The sequence below is a fragment of the Massilia sp. CMS3.1 genome (genome assembly GCF_051262535.1).
Lineage (GTDB): Bacteria > Pseudomonadota > Gammaproteobacteria > Burkholderiales > Burkholderiaceae_D > Telluria.
Genome location: NZ_JBIMES010000018.1, coordinates 13,153 through 30,858, shown reverse-complemented (window position 1 = coordinate 30,858; position 17,706 = coordinate 13,153). Strand labels below are relative to the sequence as shown.

Below are 17,706 nucleotides of genomic sequence, written 5' to 3'. Positions count from 1 at the left end.
TTGATTTAAAATGAACAACGCATACCGCAAACCCCTGCACGGCACGAACCTGCATTACTTCGACGCGCGCGATGCCGTCGATTCGATCCAGGCGGGTGCCTGGGACAAGCTGCCCTACACCTCGCGCGTGCTGGCCGAAAACCTCGTGCGCCGCTGCGAACCCATGGCCCTTGTGCCGTCCCTGAAACAGCTCATCGAGCGCAAGCGCGACCTCGACTTCCCGTGGTATCCGGCGCGCGTGGTGTGCCACGACATCCTCGGCCAGACGGCGCTGGTGGATCTCGCCGGCCTGCGCGACGCCATTGCACTCGAGGGCGGCAATCCGGCGCTGGTCAATCCGGTGGTGCCGACCCAGCTGGTGGTCGACCATTCGCTGGCCGTCGAGTGCGGCGGCTTCGATCCGGACGCATTCGCGAAGAACCGCGCCATCGAAGACCGCCGCAACGAAGACCGCTTCCACTTCATCGACTGGACCAAGAAGGCCTTCCAGAACGTCGACGTGATCCCGCCGGGGAACGGTATCCTGCACCAGATCAATCTCGAGCGCATGAGCCCCGTGGTCCAGGTGAAGGATGGCGTCGCCTTCCCGGACACGCTGGTCGGCACCGATTCGCACACCCCGATGGTCGACGCGCTCGGCGTGATCGCCATCGGCGTCGGCGGCCTTGAAGCCGAGAGCGTCATGCTGGGCCGTGCGTCGTACATGCGTTTGCCGGACATCGTCGGCGTCGAACTGACCGGCAAGCCGCAGCCGGGCATCACCGCGACCGACGTCGTGCTGTCACTGACCGAGTTCCTGCGTAACGCGAAGGTCGTCTCGACCTGGCTCGAATTTTACGGTGAGGGCGCGTCCAATCTGACGCTGGGCGACCGCGCGACGATCTCGAACATGGCCCCGGAATTCGGGGCGACCGCCGCGATGTTCTACATCGACGAGCGCACCATCGACTACCTCAAGCTCACCGGCCGCGAAGACGAGCAGGTGAAACTGGTCGAGGACTACGCGAAGGAAACGGGCCTGTGGGCGGACACGCTCACCAATGTCGACTATGAGCGCGTTCTGCATTTCGATTTGTCCTCGGTGGTGCGCAGCATTGCCGGCCCGTCGAACCCGCACAATCGCGTGCCGACCTCGGATCTGGCGGCGCGCGGCATTTCGGGCGTGGTCGAGAACCGGGTTGAGAACGACCTGGGCCTGATGCCGGACGGCGCCGTCATCATCGCCGCGATCACCAGCTGCACCAACACGAACAATCCGCGCAACATGATCGCCGCGGGCCTGATCGCACGTAACGCCAACAAGCTCGGCCTGCTGCGCAAACCCTGGGTGAAAAGCTCGCTGGCGCCGGGTTCGAAGGCGGTCTCGCTGTACCTGGAAGAAGCCGGCCTGATGACGGAACTGGAAAAGCTCGGCTTCGGTGTCGTCGCTTTCGCTTGCACCACCTGCAACGGCATGAGCGGTGCGCTCGATCCAGGCATTCAGCAAGAGATCATCGAGCGCGACCTGTACGCCACTGCCGTCCTGTCGGGCAACCGCAATTTCGATGGCCGCATCCACCCGTATGCAAAGCAGGCTTTCCTGGCTTCGCCGCCCCTGGTCATCGCGTATGCGATCGCCGGCACGATCCGCTTCGATATCGAAAAGGATGTGCTGGGCGTGGATGCGAACGGTGCGCCGGTCAGGCTGGCCGACATCTGGCCGACCGACGAAGAGATCGATTCGGTGTTCGCGCAGAGCGTCAAACCCGAGCAGTTCCGCAAGGTCTACACGCCGATGTTCGCGCGCCAGGTCGACGACGGCGAGCAAGTCAGCCCGCTGTACGACTGGCGCGAGATGAGCACCTACATCCGCCGTCCGCCATACTGGGAAGGCGCGCTGGCAGGCGAGCGCTCGCTCTCCGGCATGCGGGCGCTGGCGGTCCTGGGCGACAACATCACGACCGACCACCTGTCGCCGTCGAATGCCATCATGCTCGACTCCGCCGCCGGCGAATACCTGTTCAAAATGGGCTTGCCGGAAGAGGACTTCAACTCGTATGCCACGCACCGCGGCGACCACCTGACGGCGCAGCGCGCAACGTTTGCGAACCCGACCCTGAAGAACGAGATGGTGCGCAATCTTGACGGCACCGTGCGCGCGGGTTCGCTGGCGCGCATCGAGCCGGAAGGGAGAATCACGCGCATGTGGGAAGCGATCGAAACCTACATGCAGCGCAAGCAGCCGCTGATCGTGATCGCCGGCGCCGACTACGGCCAGGGCTCCTCGCGCGACTGGGCGGCCAAGGGCGTGCGCCTGGCGGGCGTGGAAGCGATCGCCGCCGAAGGCTTCGAGCGCATCCACCGCACCAACCTGGTCGGCATGGGCGTGCTGCCGCTGGAGTTCATGCCGGGCGTGAACCGCTTGAGCCTGGAGCTCGACGGCACCGAGACCTATGACGTCATCGGCGAACGCACGCCGCGCGCCACCTTGATCCTGGTGATCAACCGGCGCGACGGGCAGCGCATCGAGGTACCGGTCGTCTGCCGCCTCGATACGGCCGAAGAGGTGTCGATCTATGAAGCCGGCGGCGTGCTGCAGCGCTTCGCGCAGGACTTCCTGGCGTCGTCGAAGGTCGCGGCATAACACATTGGAACCCATTCACATGCCACACCAAGCCCAAATCAAAATCCCCGCCACCTACATGCGAGGCGGCACCAGCAAAGGCGTCTTCTTCCGCCTGCAAGACCTCCCCGCGCCGGCCCAAGCCCCCGGCCCGGCGCGCGACAAGTTCCTGCTGCGCGTGATCGGCAGCCCCGACCCCTATGCCAAGCAGATCGACGGCATGGGCGGCGCGACCTCGAGCACCAGCAAGACGGTCATCGTCTCGACCAGCACGCGCCCGGACCACGACGTCGATTACCTGTTCGGCCAGGTCTCGATCGACAAGCCTTTCGTGGACTGGAGCGGCAACTGCGGCAACCTGTCCTCGGCGGTCGGCTCGTTCGCCATTTCAAGCGGCCTGATGGCGCGCGAACGCATCCCGCAGGACGGCATGGCGACGGTGCGCATCTGGCAGGCCAACATCAACAAGACCATCATCGCCCACGTCCCGGTGACAAACGGCGAAGTCCAGGAAACCGGCGACTTCGAGCTCGACGGCGTGACCTTTCCGGCGGCCGAAGTGCAGCTCGAGTTCCTGGATCCGGCAGCCGAGGAAGAGGGCGGCGGCGGTTCGATGTTCCCGACCGGGAACCTGATCGACGACCTCGATGTCCCGGGCCTCGGCACGTTGAAGGCGACGATGATCAACGCCGGCATCCCCACCATTTTCGTCAATGCCGAAGACGTCGGCTATACCGGTGCCGAGCTGCAGGACGCGATCAACGGCGACGTGCGCGCGCTGGCCATGTTCGAGACCATCCGCGCACACGGTGCGGTGCGCATGGGCCTGATGGCCGATACCGGCGAAGCGGCGAGCCGCCAGCACACGCCGAAAGTGGCCTTTGTCGCGCGTGCGCTCGACTACACCTCATCGAGCGGCAAGCAGGTGGCTTCACAGGACATCGACCTGGTCGTGCGCGCGCTTTCGATGGGCAAACTGCACCATGCGATGATGGGCACGGCGGCCGTCGCCATCGGCACCGCTGCAGCCGTGCCGGGCACGCTGGTCAATATCGCGGCCGGCGGCGGCAAGCTTGACGCGGTGCGCTTCGGCCACCCGTCGGGCACCCTGCGCGTCGGCGCCCAAGCGGTGCAGGTGGGTGGCGAGTGGAGCGTGACGAAAGCGGTCATGAGCCGCAGCGCACGCGTGCTGATGGAAGGGTGGGTCCGGGTTCCTGGCGACGCATCCTGATCGCCCTGCCTCGTATCGGCCCGGCCGCTGCCACATGCAGCCGCCGGGCTTTTTTGTAAAGACGTTGTAGAGATTCCCGACGCCCTGGTTTATCATCCGTGCAACATATAGCGGCCCGTCCCGAGGCAGCAGTGAAGGGGATTTCCAGTCATGGACAGAATGTCGAGCAAACCCGCATGCGTGGCAGAGGCACTGCGCCTGATCGCGGCGCCGGCCTGCGCCTGCGACGCGTCGGGCATCGTCGTCGCGGCCAATGCCGAGATGGCGGTTCTTGGCGGCGAGTCGCCCGAGGGACGGACACTGCTCGATCTGTTTCGCGGCGAGGCGGCGCTGCTTGCCGCCGCCGAACTGGCTGCGTCCCTGGACGGCGAACGGCGCTGGCGCACCGCGCTGACCGTGGGCGGCGAGGAACTTGCCGTCGAGGTGCGCTCGAAGCCCCTGCCGGCCGGTTACGGCGCTCCCGGCGCGACCTTCGTATTCACCGACCTCAGCGTCTGGGAGTGCAGCCAGACGGCGCTGCGCACCACCATGCGCGAGCAGAAGGCCATCGTCAACCATGCGCCGGTCGGCATCGTCTTCACCAAGCCGGGACTGCTCCAGGAATGCAACCCGCGCCTGTCGCAGATGATCGGCTACAGCGCCCTGGAACTGGCCGACCGCGACCCCGGCGAGATGTTCGCCTCCAGCGAGGCTTATCACGCGTTCCGCGACGAGGCCTTCGCCGCGCTGGCGCAGGGCACGATCTATGAAAAGAGCGATTGCCAATTCCGGCGCCGCGACGGTTCGCTGTTTTGGGCACGCGTGCGCGCCAGCGCCGTGGTGCCGGGGCGGCGCGAAGCCGGCACCATCTGGATCATCGAAGATGTGAGCGAAACGCGCCAGGCCCGGCGCGAATTGCAGGCGCTGATGAACAACGCTTCGCTGGCGATCATGTTTACGCGCGAACAGCAGGTTCGGCGCTGCAACGCCGGCTTCCTCGAGATGTTCGGCTACGGCCCGGGGGAGTGCGAGGACTTGCCGGTGCAGCGCCTGCACCCAAATCCGGCCGCATTCGAGCGCATCGCCGGCCCGGCCTATGCGCTGTTCGCCGAGGGCCGTACCTACCAGGCCGAAGCGCAACTGATCAAGAAGGACGGCACGCCGATCTGGGGCAAGGTCATCGGTTACCCGGTCAATCCGGACGACCTGTCGCACGGTTTCGTCTGGATCGCCGAAGACCGCACGCGCCAGCGCCGCGACGAACAGCAACTGCGCGAGGCGCTGCAGGAAAACCAGGCCATCTTCGACACCGCGGTGCTGGGCATCGCCGTCGTCGAGAATGGCCAGACGCTGCACTGCAACCGCAAGATGGAAGAACTGTTCGGCCGCGCGCCGGGCAGCATGACGGGCCTGTCGGTACGGTCGCTCTATCCCGATGCCGACAGCTGGCTGGCGGCGCGCGCCGACACGGCGCGCGACTTCGCCGCCGGCCGGGTAAGCGTGAGCGAGCGGCTGCTGGCCAGGCGCGGCGGCGCCACCTTCTGGGGCCGCCTGTCGGGGCGTCCGTTCGACCTGAACGATCCCGGTGGACGCAGCCTGTGGCTGGTCGACGACGTCACGGCGCAGCACGAGGCGACGGACGCCGTGCGCCGCACGCGCGACGAACTCGAAGTGCGCGTGGCCGCGCGCACCGCCGAACTGGCCGGCGCGAATGCGCTGCTGCAGGAAGAGATTGTCGAGCGGCGCCAGGCCGAGGCGCGCGTGCACCACATGGCCTATCACGACAGCCTGACGGGCCTGCCGAACCGTGCGCTGCTGGCCGACCGCCTGGAGCGCGCCATTTTTGCCGCGCAGCGCGCCGGCACCCGCCTGGCCGTGATGTTCCTCGACCTGGACCGCTTCAAGACCATCAACGATTCGCTCGGTCACGCGACCGGCGACTTCCTGCTGAAGGAAGTCGCGAGCCGCCTGTGCCACGCCGTGCGCGCGAGCGACACCGTGGCGCGCCTGGGCGGCGACGAATTCGTGGTGCTGATGCCGGGGATGGGGACGCAGGAGGAATGCAGCGCGATCGGCGACAAGATCATCGAGGTGCTGGGGCACCCTGTGCGTTTCGAAGGCCACAGCCTGCACATCTCGCCCTCGATCGGCATCTGCGTCTATCCGATCGATGGCGCCGACGTCGACTTGCTGATGCGCCATGCCGACGCGGCGATGTACCAGGCCAAGGCGGCGGGGCGCAACAACTACCAGTTCTTCACCGAGCGCATGAACGGCGCAGCGCAGCGCCACTTCGCGCTCGAATCGAACCTGCGCCAGGCGCTGGCCAACGGCGAGTTCGAGCCCTTCTACCAGCCGATCATTGACATGGCGAGCAAGCGCGTGCATGCAATGGAAGTGCTGCTGCGCTGGCGCCGTCCCGGGCACGCCCTGGTGCTGCCGGACGACTTCATCCCGACACTGGAAGAAAACGGGATGATCGTGCCGGTCGGCGAATGGGTGATCCGGCGCGCCTGCGAGCAGAGCATGGCCTGGCAGCGCGCCGGCCTGGCGCCGGTGCCCCTGGCGATCAACCTGTCGGCGCGCCAGTTCATGCACCGCGCACTGGTGGCCTCGATCAGGCGCATCGTCGACGAGACGGGGATCGATCCGGCGCTGGTGGAGTTTGAAATTACCGAGACCGCGCTGATGCAGCACGGCGAGCAGACGCTCGAGATCCTCGACCAGATCAACCGCATGGGCATGCGCTTGTCGATCGACGACTTCGGCACCGGTTATTCGAGCCTGGCATATCTGAAACGCTTCCCGGTCCGGAAGATCAAGATCGATCGCGCTTTCATTCGCGAACTCGAAGCGAGCAGCGAAGACAGGGCGATCGTCGCGGCCGTGATGGCGCTGGCGAACAGCCTGCAGCTGCAGGTCGTGGCCGAAGGTGTCGAAACCGAGGAGCAGCTCGCGCTGCTGCGCGATTATGGCTGCCAGTACGTGCAGGGCTGGCTGTTCGCGCGCGCGTTGGACGCCGAGGCGGCGCAGGCGCTGCTGGTCGCGGACCAGGCTGTCGCTTACCTGGCCCCGCCCACTTGCGTCTGACTAACCGATCGTTGCGATGACGGGCGTGTGATCCGACGGCTGCTCCCACTTGCGCGGCTCGCGGTCGATGGCGCAGGCCGTGCAGCGCTTCGCCAGCTCGGGCGAGAGCAGGATGTGGTCGATGCGCAGGCCGCGGTTGCGGCGAAATCCCAGCATCCGGTAATCCCACCAGCTGTACTGCTTCAGAGGCTGCTCGAACATGCGGAACGAATCGACCAGGCCCAGGTCGACCAGCGCCGTCATGGCCGCGCGTTCGCGCTCCGAACAGTGGATCTTGCCTTCCCATTCGGCCGGATCGTGCACGTCGCGGTCTTCGGGGGCGATGTTGTAGTCGCCCAGCAGGGCCAGCTGGGGATGGGCGCGCATTTCATCACCCAGCCATGCGTGCAGGGCCTTGAGCCAGGCAAGTTTATACACGTATTTGTCGGAATCGACCGCCTGGCCATTCGGCACATACGCGCAAACGACACGCACTCCCTCGATGGTGGCGGCGATAATGCGCTGCTGGGCGTCGTCGAAACGCGGGTTGTTCTTGACGACATCCTGGATCGGAAACCGGGACAGGATGGCGACGCCGTTATAGGTCTTCTGGCCGGTGTAGGTGACCTGATAACCTGCGGCATTAATTTCCGCAAGCGGGAACTTATCGTCGGTGAGCTTGGTCTCTTGAAGGCAGAGCACGTCAATCGGGTTGGTCTCCAGCCAGCGCAACAGGTGGGGCAGGCGTACTTTCAGCGAATTGACGTTCCAGGTGGCTATTTTCATGTCGGCTTGGTAAATGAAACGCGGCGGACCTCCCGCCGCGACTGCGCGCAGTATCAACCTTTGTAGCAATTCCTGCAAATTCCCGTCTTGCTGCGAATTTACGACAGCCTTGTATTTTGTTTGCTTAAATTACAAGCGCAGTGCTCCGGCGACAAGTTTGTGGTTTAAAATATATTGTCGTCGCGCACGGGTAATATGAAGCGTCAGCCTGATGTAGCGACTGCGAATATGGCGTCACATTGCCTTATTATTACTCACATGGAATATTCAGTTGTTTTTGCATAACGCGCGTTGTAGTATCGTGACTGGACGGCAGTTGCCGTCTGCGCCCACGGTAGCGCACGATTGAGATTCAATCGTGGAAGGCTTTGGTAGTGAAATGGTACTATGGTGAAATATTGCTATCTCGATAGCGAGTATCCGTACCCATATGAAAAGGACAGAGATGCGCAGTGCATTTGAAGCATGGGCTCAGCGCGATGGCCACATCGTCCGTCGCCGTGAAGACAAGCCCGAGGAATACCTCGTTTATGAAACCCAGCGCCGCTGGGTGATCTGGCAGGCAGCACTGGCGCATGGCGCCAACGCGGCCAGTGATACGCCGTCGAAGTTCGCCGGTGCGGAAGCCGCCGCCAAGGCAGTCCAGCCGGACGAGGCAGCCGTACGCAACCGCGTACTCAATGAAGTGCTCGACGCGTTCAGCGACATGGATGAAGGCGCCGGCATCGAGGGTGTGCTGAAGGTCATCCAGGGCCTGAAGAAGAAGCAGAAGGCCACGGCCGAGCAGGCTTGATGCAATACCGGCACTACAAGGGCGGTTTATACGAGCTGGTCTGCGAGGCCACGCTCGAGTCCGACCTCACGCCCATGATCATCTACCGCGCCCATGACGGCTCGATCTGGGCGCGGCCGAAGGCGGTGTTCTTCGAACTGATCGAGGTCGAGGGGCTGCTGGTGCCGCGCTTTGCGCCGGTGTCCTAGCGGGGAATGAACTAAAGAACTAAAAAAACGGGCCGCTTGTGAAGCGGCCCGTTTTCTATTTCAAATTACCGTTTCAAACCCGGTTCATCAGGAACGCCGTCAGCAGCGGGACCGGACGCCCGGTCGCGCCCTTGGCCGCGCCGCTCTTCCAGGCGGTGCCGGCGATGTCGAGGTGGGCCCAGGTGTAGTTGCGGGTGAAGTTTTCGAGGAAGCAGGCCGCGGTGATCGAGGCGCCGCCCGGGGAGCCGATGTTGGCCAGGTCCGCGAAGTTCGACTTGAGCTGATCGTTGTAGATCTCGCCGATCGGCAGGCGCCAGGCGCCGTCGCCGGTTTCCTTGCCCGCTTCCAGCAGTTCGTCGGCCAGCGCGTCGTGGGCGGCGTCGTGGCGCGTGAACAGGCCGCTGTTATGGTGGCCCAACGATACGATGCAGGCACCGGTCAGCGTGGCGATGTCGACCACGGCGGCCGGCTTGAAGCGCTCGGCATAGGTCAGGGCGTCGCACAAGATCAGGCGGCCTTCGGCATCGGTATTCAGAATTTCGATGGTGAGACCGTTCATCGCGGTGACGATGTCGCCTGGCTTGGTGGCGCGGCCCGACGGCATGTTTTCGCAGGTGGCGATGATGCCGATGACGTTGAGCTTCAGGCCCATCTCGCCGATCGCGCGGAAGGTGCCCAGCACCGCGCCGGCGCCGCACATGTCGTATTTCATTTCGTCCATGCCGGGACCCGGCTTGATCGAGATGCCGCCCGAGTCGAAGGTGATGCCTTTGCCGACCAGGACGGTCGGCGCATCCTTCTTGTTGCCGCCCATGTGTTTCAGGACGATGAATTTCGGCGCTTCCTCGCTGCCCCGGGCGACGGCCAGGAAGGAACCCATTTTGAGCGCTTCGAGTTGCTTGCGTTCGAGGACTTCGACGTCGAAGCCATGGTCATCGGCCAGTTTGCGGGCGACGCTCGCGAGATACGTCGGGGTGCAGATGTTCGGCGACAGGTTGCCCAGTTCGCGGGTCAGGTTCATGCCGTTGGCAATCGCGATCGATTGCGCCAGCGTGGCCTTGGCGGCGCCATCGGCCAGCGGCAGGGCGAGGGTGATCTTGCGCACGCCGGTGAGGGCCGGATCCTTCTTGCTTTTTTGCGCATCGGTGCGAAATTCGCTTTCGGTGGCGGCGATGACGATCGCACGCGTCGCCCAGTTCGGATCGCGCTCTTTCACTTCCGTCATTGGAAATGCGATAATGGCGTCTGCCGCGCCCAGCGACGCGAAGGCTTTGAGCGTCGCGCCGACTGCGGTCATGAAGTTCTTTTCGCCCACCGCCTCGTCGGCGCCCATCCCGACCAGCAGCACGCGCTGTGCGGCCATACCGGCCACGCCGCGCAGCAGCAGGGTCGAACCGGCCTTGCCGGTGATATCGCCCGACTTCAATGCCGCAGTGATTTCACCCGTTTGATCGAGGGCTTCGGCAGCCTGCGACAGTTTTTTGTTTTCGAATACCGCCACTGCCACGCAGCCCGTCTTGGCCGCGGTCAGGGTGTTTTTTGTGTCGAATGCTTTTATGCTAAAGTCCATTTGATTCTCCGTTTCGTTTTGTGCGCGTATGTGGCCACAGCTCAACCTGCAATTATAACTATCGAATGATTTTTCAACGCGCCTTGCATCGTGAACTGGCCAGCGCAGCCGGTGCGACCTTCACGGTATTGTTCACGGTGTGCATCACCTGGACCCTGATTGCCATCCTCGGCAGGGCTGCGGGCGGGAAAGTCGCATCAGGCGACGTCGTCGCATTGATTGCGTTTCAGTCACTGAATTATCTGCCAACTGTCCTGATCCTCACCAGCTTTATTTCGGTACTGGTTGCCATCACGCGCAGCTACCGCGATTCCGAAATGGTGGTCTGGTTCGCCTCCGGCCAGTCGCTGCTGGCCTGGATCCGTCCGGTGCTGTTTTTCGGCGTGCCGCTGGTGCTGCTGGTGGGCGCGCTGTCGCTGGTGGTGGCCCCCTGGGCCAAGATGAAAAGCGCCGAATTCATCCAGCGCTTCGAGAAGCGCGAAGACCTCAAGCGGGTGGCGCCGGGCCAGTTCCGCGAGTCCTCGTCGAGCGACCGCGTCTTCTTTGTCGAAGGCAGCACCAACGGTTCGACCGTGGTCAAGAACGTGTTCGTCAGCAGCACCCAGGGCGAGGGCAGCTCGGTTGTCGTTGCGCGCGAAGGTGTGATCGAAGCCGATGGCAAGGGCGGCCAGTACCTGGTGCTGAAGAACGGCCGCCGCTACCAGGGCGTGCCGGGCCAGGCCGATTTCCAGTCGATGGAGTTCGAGCGCTACAGCATGCGGGTGGCGACCAGGATGCCGGTGCTCGGCGCCGATGTGCCGCTCGACGCCTTGTCGACCCCGGCGCTGATCGCCGTCAACAGCAAGTACACGCGCTCGGAACTGCTCTCGCGCATCTCGGCGCCGATCGTCTGTTTCCTGCTGATCCTGCTCGCCATTCCGCTGGGCTTCGTGAACCCGCGCGCCGGCAGCTCTGCCAACCTGATCCTGGCCCTTCTGATTTTCTTCACCTATAACAACTTGGTGAAGATGCTCGAAGCCAGCGTCAAGCGCGAGAAGATCGATTTCGCGCTGGCCTGGTGGCCCCTGCACCTGGTCGTGGCATTGATCGTCGTCGCCTTGTTCGCATGGCGCCTGAATGTGAACCATCATTACCACCCGCTGGTGTTGATCAGTGCCTGGAAGCGCAAGCGCCTGTTGAAGAACGCGCCTGCCACGGCCCAGGTGGAGCCCCGATGAAAGTCCTGCAACGCTATTTCGCGGTCAACATCATGCAGGCGGTCGTCTTCGTGCTCGTTGCCTTGCTCGGCCTGATCTCCTTCATGGACCTGACCTCCGAGCTGCCTTCGGTCGGCAAGGGGGCTTACACGTTCCAGCACGCCCTGTTGTACGTGGCGCTGATGCTGCCCGGGCACGTGTATGAAGTGATGCCGATGGCGGCGCTGATCGGCACCATCTACGCCTTGTCGCAATTCGCCCAAAGCTCGGAATTCACGATCATGCGCGCGTCCTCGATGTCGACGCGCCTGGCCGGCTGGATGTTGTTCAAGATCGGTATCGTGTTCGTCGTGGTGACCTTCATCTTCGGCGAACTGATCACGCCGCGCACCGCGCCGCTGGCGGAGAAAGTCCGCACGGCGGCCAAGGGCTCCACGCTCGCTTCGGAATTCCGTTCGGGGATGTGGACCAAGGATAATGTGCATGCCGAAGGCGCCAACGGTACGCGTGGGCCGGTGATCGGGTCGCGCTTCTTCAACGCGCGCCAGATCCGCCCGGACGGCCAGCTGATCGACGTGCGCCTCTACGAGTTCGACAACGCGATGCGCATGCGCGCCCTGATCACGGCCGCCAGCGCCACCTTCAGCGGCAACGGCACCTGGCGCCTGAAGGACGTCAGCGAGACCCAGTTCACCAACACCCGCGCGCTGCCCGACCCGGGCGCGCCGGTGCCGCAGGGCCAGAGCATCCAGAGCACCTATGGCCAGGAGACCAGTGCGGTAGCTACGCGCAAGGTGGCGACCCTGGACCTGGTGTCGGAAATCACGCCCAAGATCCTGCAGGTCTCGCGCCGCGATCCGGAGCGCATGTCGGCCAACGAACTGGCGGTGTATTCGCGCCATCTGGTCGAGAACCGCCAGGAGAGCGAGCGCTTCCGGATCGCGTTCTGGAAAAAGATCATCGACCCGTTGGCGATTTTCGTGCTGATGGCGCTGGCTTTGCCGTTCGCCTACCTGCATACGAGAAGCGGCGGCGTGAGCCTGAAGATCTTCATCGGCATCATGATCGGTGTGGGCTTCATCCTGATCAATTCGCTGTTCTCGCACCTGGGCATGCTCTCGACCTGGCCGGCCTTCCTGACGGCGGTCGCGCCGAGTCTGTTATTCCTGTTATTGGCAATCGGCGCGCTGCGCTGGGTAGAAAGGCACTGATGAAAAGCGCACTGGTCTTGTTTGCACATGGGGCGCGTGCCGCGTCCTGGGCGGCGCCCTTCGAACGCCTGCGTGATTTGTCGGCGGCGCGGCTGCCCGATTGCACGGTGCGGCTCGCCTTCCTGGAATTGATGGAGCCGCGCTTGCCGGAGACGGTGGCACAGCTGGTGGCCGGTGGCGTCGATGAGGTCACCATCGTGCCGGTGTTCCTGGGGCAGGGCGGGCATTTGCTGCGCGACCTGCCGCTGCTGGCCGAGGGTTTACGCGTTGCGCATCCTGCCTTGCGCCTGACGGTGGTGGGCGCGGTCGGAGAAGACCCCGGAGTGCTGGCGGCAATGACGGACTATTGTGTCCGGTCGATTTCGTAGGGTGGAGCGGGTGGCGAACCGCTCCTGACTCCACCCTGCGAACATCCAGTCATTACTGCTTCAATCCAGATCCGACGCATCGTGCCGCTCCGGCACCTGCTCTTCCGGCTTGCCGCGCACGCGGTTCACCTTGCGGCCGCGAATGACCGCCGGACGGGCGCCGATCTCGTCGGCCCAGCGTCGTACGTGCTTGTATTCGTGCACTGACAGGAACTCGCCCGCCTCGTACAATTCGCCTTGCACCATCCCGCCATACCAGGGCCAGATCGCCATGTCGGCGATGGTGTACTCGTCGCCGGCAATATAACGGTGTTCGGACAGCTGGCGCTCCAGCACGTCGAGCTGGCGCTTGACTTCCATCGCGTAGCGGTCGATCGGGTATTCCAGCTTTTCCGGCGCATAGGCATAGAAATGGCCGAAGCCGCCGCCCAGCAAAGGCCCCGAACCCATCTGCCAGAACAGCCAGTTCAGCGTCTCGGTGCGCGCGGGAATGCCTGCCGGGAGGAAGGCGCCGAACTTCTCGGCCAGGTACAGCAGGATCGAGCCGGATTCGAAGACACGCACCGGCGCCGTTTCACTACCTGCGCTGCGGTCCAGCAAAGCCGGGATCTTCGAATTCGGATTCACTTCCACGAAGCCGCTCGAGAACTGCGCCCCTTCGTTGATGCGTACCAGCCAGGCATCGTACTCGGCGCCCGTGTGGCCCGCCGCCAGCAGCTCTTCCAGCATGATCGTGACCTTCACGCCATTCGGCGTGGCCAGCGAATACAGCTGCAGCGGGTGCTTGCCGACGGGTAGCTCCGCCTCGTGGGTAGGGCCGGCAACCGGCCGGTTGATATTGGCGAACATGCCGCCGGGTGAGGCCGGCGGTGTCCAGACTTTGGCCGGCACGTAGTTCGATTGTTCAGTCATCGATTTCTCCTCGCTCGTTGTGAAATAGGCCGCTGCCGCATACGGCAAGCGCGCCTTGTCGTTCCTGAACGAGGAGCTTACCCGAGTCCGCGTCTTCGCGTCGGCGACCGCCCGGAAAGCGCCTGTGCCCCGATTCCATTACTGTCCCGGCAAGCTTTGGTGCGAACTGCGAAAGGCTTGTTCCGCGTCATGGCCTTTTTGCCCTGCGCCTGTTTGACAGTCTCTATGAATGCACCGACACTGCTCGGGCGATTCCGACTGGCCCGCCAACTTTACATCACGCGCTTTCATGCTTCCATCCCTGTTCAAGCGAATTCTCGCCGTCCTCCTGCGCCAACGCGCGGGCGAGGCTGCATCATGGGAGGGCGTGCGCTTGCCAAGCGGCCTGTTCGCGCAGACGCGCTGTGCGCGCCATATCGACGCCACGGCGCGTCGGGTCGCCAGGCTCGGCATCAAAATCACGAGCTTGTCGACGCGCCTGCACAGCGGCAGCATTCCAGGCCTGGTCGACGCTGACCGCAGCCTGCGCCGCATGCTGGGAGAATTGAAGGAAGAGTTGACAGGCATGCGGCGCGATCTCGCACGCTGGCACAGCCGCGAGTGCGCGGGCCGCGCCGGCGCCCGCCTGGAGGCGGCGATTGCGCGCCTGAACCGGATCAATGCCGACACCTATGCTGCGGCCGACCAGCTGTTGGGGCAAATCGAGGAATACGACGCCGCCCGCGGCCATTGTCCAGCCTGAACAATCAGCCGTTTCGCGGCCCCGTCACAGGAAGGAGCGCCTGATGCTCGCGCAGGCGCAGCGCTTCTCCGATCATCACCAGTACCGGCCCATGCGCTGCCCCGAGTCCATGGGCGAGATCGGATAGCACCAGTCGTTCGATGCGTTCATCCGGCCTGCTGCAGTTTTCCACCACTACCACCGGCGTATCGGCAGGCCGCCCCTGTGTTAGCAGGCGTTCTGCGGTCGCGGCGGCCTCGCGCCCGCCCATGTACTGGACCAGCGTGTCGGTATGCGGCAGGGCTGGGTGCTCCGGCTGCTCCGGGCCGGTGCTGGAGGTGAAAAACGCGACGCTGCGTGCAACGCCGCGTTTGGTCAAAGGTTGTTTCGTTGCAGCCGCGGCGGCCACCGCGGTCGTAATGCCGGGAACGACCTCGACCTCGATACCTTGCGCTTCCAGTGCGCGCAACTCCTCGTCGGCACGCCCGAACAGCATCGGGTCGCCGCCTTTCAGGCGCACCACGGTGCGGAATTTGAATGCGCATTCGACCAGCAAGGCGTTGATCGCATCCTGGGCCGTGGAGCGCTGGCCCGAGCGTTTGCCGACCGAGATCAGTTCGGCACGCGCGCACAGTTCCAGCATATCGGCGGTCACCAGCGCGTCGTAGAGCACGACATCGGCAAGCCCCAGCAAGCGCGCGCCGCGCAGGGTGATCAGGTCGGCGGCGCCGGGGCCGGCGCCCACCAGCCAGACCTTGCCGGCCTCTCTCCCGGAGCGCGCCGGAAAATCGTCTTCTAGCAAGGCCATGCGCCGCTCCTGTATTATTCCTCGAAGCGAATCATACCCGCGGCAACGGTCTGGTGCGTGACTTCATCGATCAGGATGAAGGCGCCGGTGGCGCGGATGTCGGAATACGCATCGGCCGCCAGCGGCTGCTGCACGTTGAGACTGATGCGCGCGATGTCGTTCAGCTTCAGGCCTTCGGCTGGATGGCGTTGCTGGGTGTTGATGTCCAGCAGGGTGTCGACTTTCGTGATTTTAGCCGCCGTCTGGCGCGTGCCATGCTTGATCCAGTACTTGCGGCGCACGTCGAGCGGCTCGTCCGACATCCAGCAGACATCGGCCACGACTTGCTTGAGCAGCGTCGCCGGGGCATCCGCGCCGGCCAGCGTATCGCCACGCGAAATGTCCAGGTATTCCTCGAGCAGCAGCGTCACCGATTGGCCGGCGCTGGCAGTCTGGAGCGAACCGTCGAAGGTGACGATCTCTTTCACGGTCGCGCCCTGGCCGGATGGTTGCACCACCAGCTTGTCGCCGACCGATACCTTGCCGGACTCGATGCGGCCCATGTAGCCGCGGAAGTCGTTCGCTTCGTGACCGTTGTGGCGGGCGACCAGCTGTACCGGGAAACGGAAGGGCGCGTCGTGCGCTTCGTCGTAGACCGAGAGCGACTCGAGCAGCTCGATCAGGGTCGGCCCCGTGTACCAGTCCATCTTCGCGGAGCGGTCCACCACGTTGTCGCCGGCGAGGGCCGACAGCGGGATCGCGGTGACGTCCTTCAGTCCCAGCGAGGCGGCAAACTCGGCGTAGGCAGCGACGATGCGGTCGTAGATCGCCTGGTCGTAGCCGATCAGGTCCATCTTGTTGACGGCCACAATCACGTGCTCGATCTGGAGCAAGTGGGCAATCGTCGAATGGCGCTTGGTCTGAATCAGCAAATCCACGCCGCCGTCTTCGCGCAGTTTCACCTTCGAGACGTCGACCAGGATGATCACGGCGTCGGCGGTGGAGGCGCCGGTCACCATGTTGCGGGTGTACTGCTCGTGGCCCGGGGTATCGGCGATGATGAACTTGCGCTTCGGGGTCGCAAAATAGCGATACGCCACGTCGATCGTGATGCCCTGTTCGCGCTCGGCTTCCAGGCCGTCGGTCAGCAGCGACAGGTCGATCGTGTCGCCCACGGTGCGCTTGTGCTTCGAGCGCGATACCGCCGCCAGCTGGTCCGCGAAGATGCCCTTGCTGTCGAACAGCAGGCGGCCGATCAGGGTGCTCTTGCCGTCGTCGACGGAGCCGGCGGTGATGAAGCGCAGCAGGCTGTGTTGAGTGAGGTTCTGCGTCATGGCGTTCATCAGAAATATCCTTGCTTCTTGCGTTTTTCCATCGAGGCTTCGGAGGTCTGGTCGTCCATCCGGGTGGCGCCGCGTTCGGTCACTTGCGTCACGGCCGTTTCGGCGATGATCGATTCGACGGTACTTGCATCGGACGAGACCGGGCAGGTGCAGCTGATGTCGCCGACAGTCCGGAAGCGCACGATTTGCGTCTCCACCGTTTCGCCTTCTTTCGCCGGTGTCAGTGGGGTCAGCGGCACCAGCAGGCCATTGCGCGCAATGACCTGGCGTTCGTGCGCAAAATAAATCGTCGGCAGTTCCAGTTTTTCGCGGGCGATGTACTGCCACACATCGAGTTCGGTCCAGTTCGAGATCGGGAACACGCGCATGTTCTCGCCCGGATGGACGCGGGTGTTATACAGGTCCCACAATTCCGGACGCTGGGCTTTCGGATCCCACTGGCCAAATTCGTCGCGGAAGGAAAAGATGCGTTCCTTGGCGCGTGCCTTTTCTTCGTCGCGCCGCGCACCGCCGATGCAGGCGTCGAAACCGTGTTCGGCGATCGTTTCCAGCAGCGTCACGGCCTGCGCCGCGTTGCGCGAGTCCGTCGCCGGGTGCCGCAGGCGCACGGTGCCTTTCTTGATCGAGTCCTCGACCGAACCGACGATCAGGCGTTCGCCCAGTTGCGCCACGCGGGCGTCGCGGAAGGTAATGACTTCATCGAAATTGTGGCCGGTATCGATGTGCACCAGCGGGAACGGGAATTTGCCGGGGCGGAAAGCCTTTTCGGCCAGGCGCAGCAGCACGACAGAGTCCTTGCCGCCCGAGAACAGCAGGGCGGGATTACTGCATTCGGCCGCGACTTCGCGCAGGATATGGATCGCTTCCGATTCGAGGGCGTCGAGGTGGCGCGCATTGACGGTGGCCAGGATGCCGGCGTTGTCAGAGAGGTTCGTCATGAGATGCCTTGT

Annotated in this window: 15 protein-coding genes; 9 read left to right on the top strand and 6 right to left on the bottom strand. The window is 64.0% G+C overall.

The window, feature by feature from the left end:
• The first annotated feature begins 10 nt into the window (after nucleotides 1–10).
• The 3 genes from acnD to ACHAC9_RS21450 all read left to right on the top strand — a co-directional run bounded on the left by acnD (nucleotide 11) and on the right by ACHAC9_RS21450 (nucleotide 6,902).
• Complete coding sequence (gene acnD, locus ACHAC9_RS21460) at nucleotides 11–2,623, top strand: Fe/S-dependent 2-methylisocitrate dehydratase AcnD (RefSeq protein WP_435763266.1); 2,613 nt, start codon at nucleotides 11–13, stop codon at nucleotides 2,621–2,623.
• A gap of 19 nt (nucleotides 2,624–2,642) precedes the next feature.
• A complete protein-coding gene (prpF, locus tag ACHAC9_RS21455; protein ID WP_435763264.1) occupies nucleotides 2,643–3,833 on the top strand; it encodes a 2-methylaconitate cis-trans isomerase PrpF in 1,191 nt (396 codons plus the stop codon).
• 159 nt (nucleotides 3,834–3,992) lie between these two features.
• Nucleotides 3,993–6,902, top strand: coding sequence for an EAL domain-containing protein (locus ACHAC9_RS21450; protein WP_435763261.1), 2,910 nt, complete (start codon nucleotides 3,993–3,995; stop codon nucleotides 6,900–6,902).
• Here the strand turns inward: ACHAC9_RS21450 and xth are convergent, their stop codons facing one another.
• Complete coding sequence (xth, locus tag ACHAC9_RS21445) at nucleotides 6,903–7,667, bottom strand: exodeoxyribonuclease III (protein ID WP_435763259.1); 765 nt, start codon at nucleotides 7,665–7,667, stop codon at nucleotides 6,903–6,905.
• A 445-nt stretch (nucleotides 7,668–8,112) separates the two neighbouring features.
• On the opposite strand from xth, the gene ACHAC9_RS21440 reads away from it, so the two are divergent.
• Both ACHAC9_RS21440 and ACHAC9_RS21435 read left to right on the top strand, forming a co-directional pair.
• Nucleotides 8,113–8,460, top strand: a complete 348-nt coding sequence (locus ACHAC9_RS21440) for a hypothetical protein (protein ID WP_435763257.1) — start codon at nucleotides 8,113–8,115, stop codon at nucleotides 8,458–8,460.
• Nucleotides 8,460–8,648: a DUF1653 domain-containing protein gene (locus ACHAC9_RS21435; RefSeq protein ID WP_435763255.1), complete on the top strand. Its 189-nt coding sequence runs from the start codon at nucleotides 8,460–8,462 to the stop codon at nucleotides 8,646–8,648. Before ACHAC9_RS21440 ends, ACHAC9_RS21435 begins: the two co-directional genes overlap by 1 nt.
• 73 nt (nucleotides 8,649–8,721) lie before the next feature.
• Here ACHAC9_RS21435 and ACHAC9_RS21430 read toward each other — a convergent pair whose 3' ends face one another.
• Nucleotides 8,722–10,218 carry a leucyl aminopeptidase gene (locus ACHAC9_RS21430; RefSeq protein ID WP_435763253.1) on the bottom strand — a complete coding sequence of 499 codons (1,497 nt, stop codon included), beginning with the start codon at nucleotides 10,216–10,218 and terminating at the stop codon, nucleotides 8,722–8,724.
• A gap of 65 nt (nucleotides 10,219–10,283) precedes the next feature.
• Here ACHAC9_RS21430 and lptF point away from each other — a divergent pair, with 65 nt between their 5' ends.
• From lptF to ACHAC9_RS21415, 3 genes are read left to right on the top strand one after another with little or no spacing between them, the layout of a single operon-like run.
• The gene (gene lptF / locus ACHAC9_RS21425; protein ID WP_435763251.1) at nucleotides 10,284–11,435 is read left to right on the top strand and encodes an LPS export ABC transporter permease LptF; all 1,152 of its coding nucleotides are present in this window, start codon (nucleotides 10,284–10,286) and stop codon (nucleotides 11,433–11,435) included.
• Nucleotides 11,432–12,625: an LPS export ABC transporter permease LptG gene (gene lptG / locus ACHAC9_RS21420; RefSeq protein ID WP_435763249.1), complete on the top strand. Its 1,194-nt coding sequence runs from the start codon at nucleotides 11,432–11,434 to the stop codon at nucleotides 12,623–12,625. Before lptF ends, lptG begins: the two co-directional genes overlap by 4 nt.
• Nucleotides 12,625–12,993 carry a sirohydrochlorin chelatase gene (locus tag ACHAC9_RS21415; protein WP_435763247.1) on the top strand — a complete coding sequence of 123 codons (369 nt, stop codon included), beginning with the start codon at nucleotides 12,625–12,627 and terminating at the stop codon, nucleotides 12,991–12,993. Before lptG ends, ACHAC9_RS21415 begins: the two co-directional genes overlap by 1 nt.
• A gap of 60 nt (nucleotides 12,994–13,053) precedes the next feature.
• Here ACHAC9_RS21415 and yghU read toward each other — a convergent pair whose 3' ends face one another.
• Nucleotides 13,054–13,905 (bottom strand): glutathione-dependent disulfide-bond oxidoreductase, encoded by an 852-nt coding sequence (gene yghU / locus ACHAC9_RS21410; protein ID WP_435763245.1) that lies wholly within the window; start codon nucleotides 13,903–13,905, stop codon nucleotides 13,054–13,056.
• Between the two features lie 289 nt (nucleotides 13,906–14,194).
• Here yghU and ACHAC9_RS21405 point away from each other — a divergent pair, with 289 nt between their 5' ends.
• Nucleotides 14,195–14,647, top strand: a complete 453-nt coding sequence (locus ACHAC9_RS21405; protein WP_435763243.1) for a hypothetical protein — start codon at nucleotides 14,195–14,197, stop codon at nucleotides 14,645–14,647.
• A 4-nt stretch (nucleotides 14,648–14,651) separates the two neighbouring features.
• On the opposite strand, the gene cobA is transcribed toward ACHAC9_RS21405, so the two are convergent.
• The 3 genes from cobA to cysD are packed head-to-tail and all read right to left on the bottom strand — an operon-like array spanning nucleotide 14,652 to nucleotide 17,694.
• A complete protein-coding gene (cobA, locus tag ACHAC9_RS21400; RefSeq protein WP_435763241.1) occupies nucleotides 14,652–15,434 on the bottom strand; it encodes a uroporphyrinogen-III C-methyltransferase in 783 nt (260 codons plus the stop codon).
• Nucleotides 15,435–15,448: 14 nt separating this feature from the next.
• On the bottom strand, nucleotides 15,449–16,756 hold the full coding sequence (locus tag ACHAC9_RS21395) for a sulfate adenylyltransferase subunit 1 (RefSeq protein WP_435763239.1): 1,308 nt from the start codon (nucleotides 16,754–16,756) through the stop codon (nucleotides 15,449–15,451).
• Entirely contained in the window at nucleotides 16,756–17,694 is a 939-nt protein-coding gene (gene cysD / locus ACHAC9_RS21390; RefSeq protein ID WP_435763237.1) for a sulfate adenylyltransferase subunit CysD, read from the bottom strand. Before cysD ends, ACHAC9_RS21395 begins: the two co-directional genes overlap by 1 nt.
• Nucleotides 17,695–17,706: the final 12 nt, after the last annotated feature.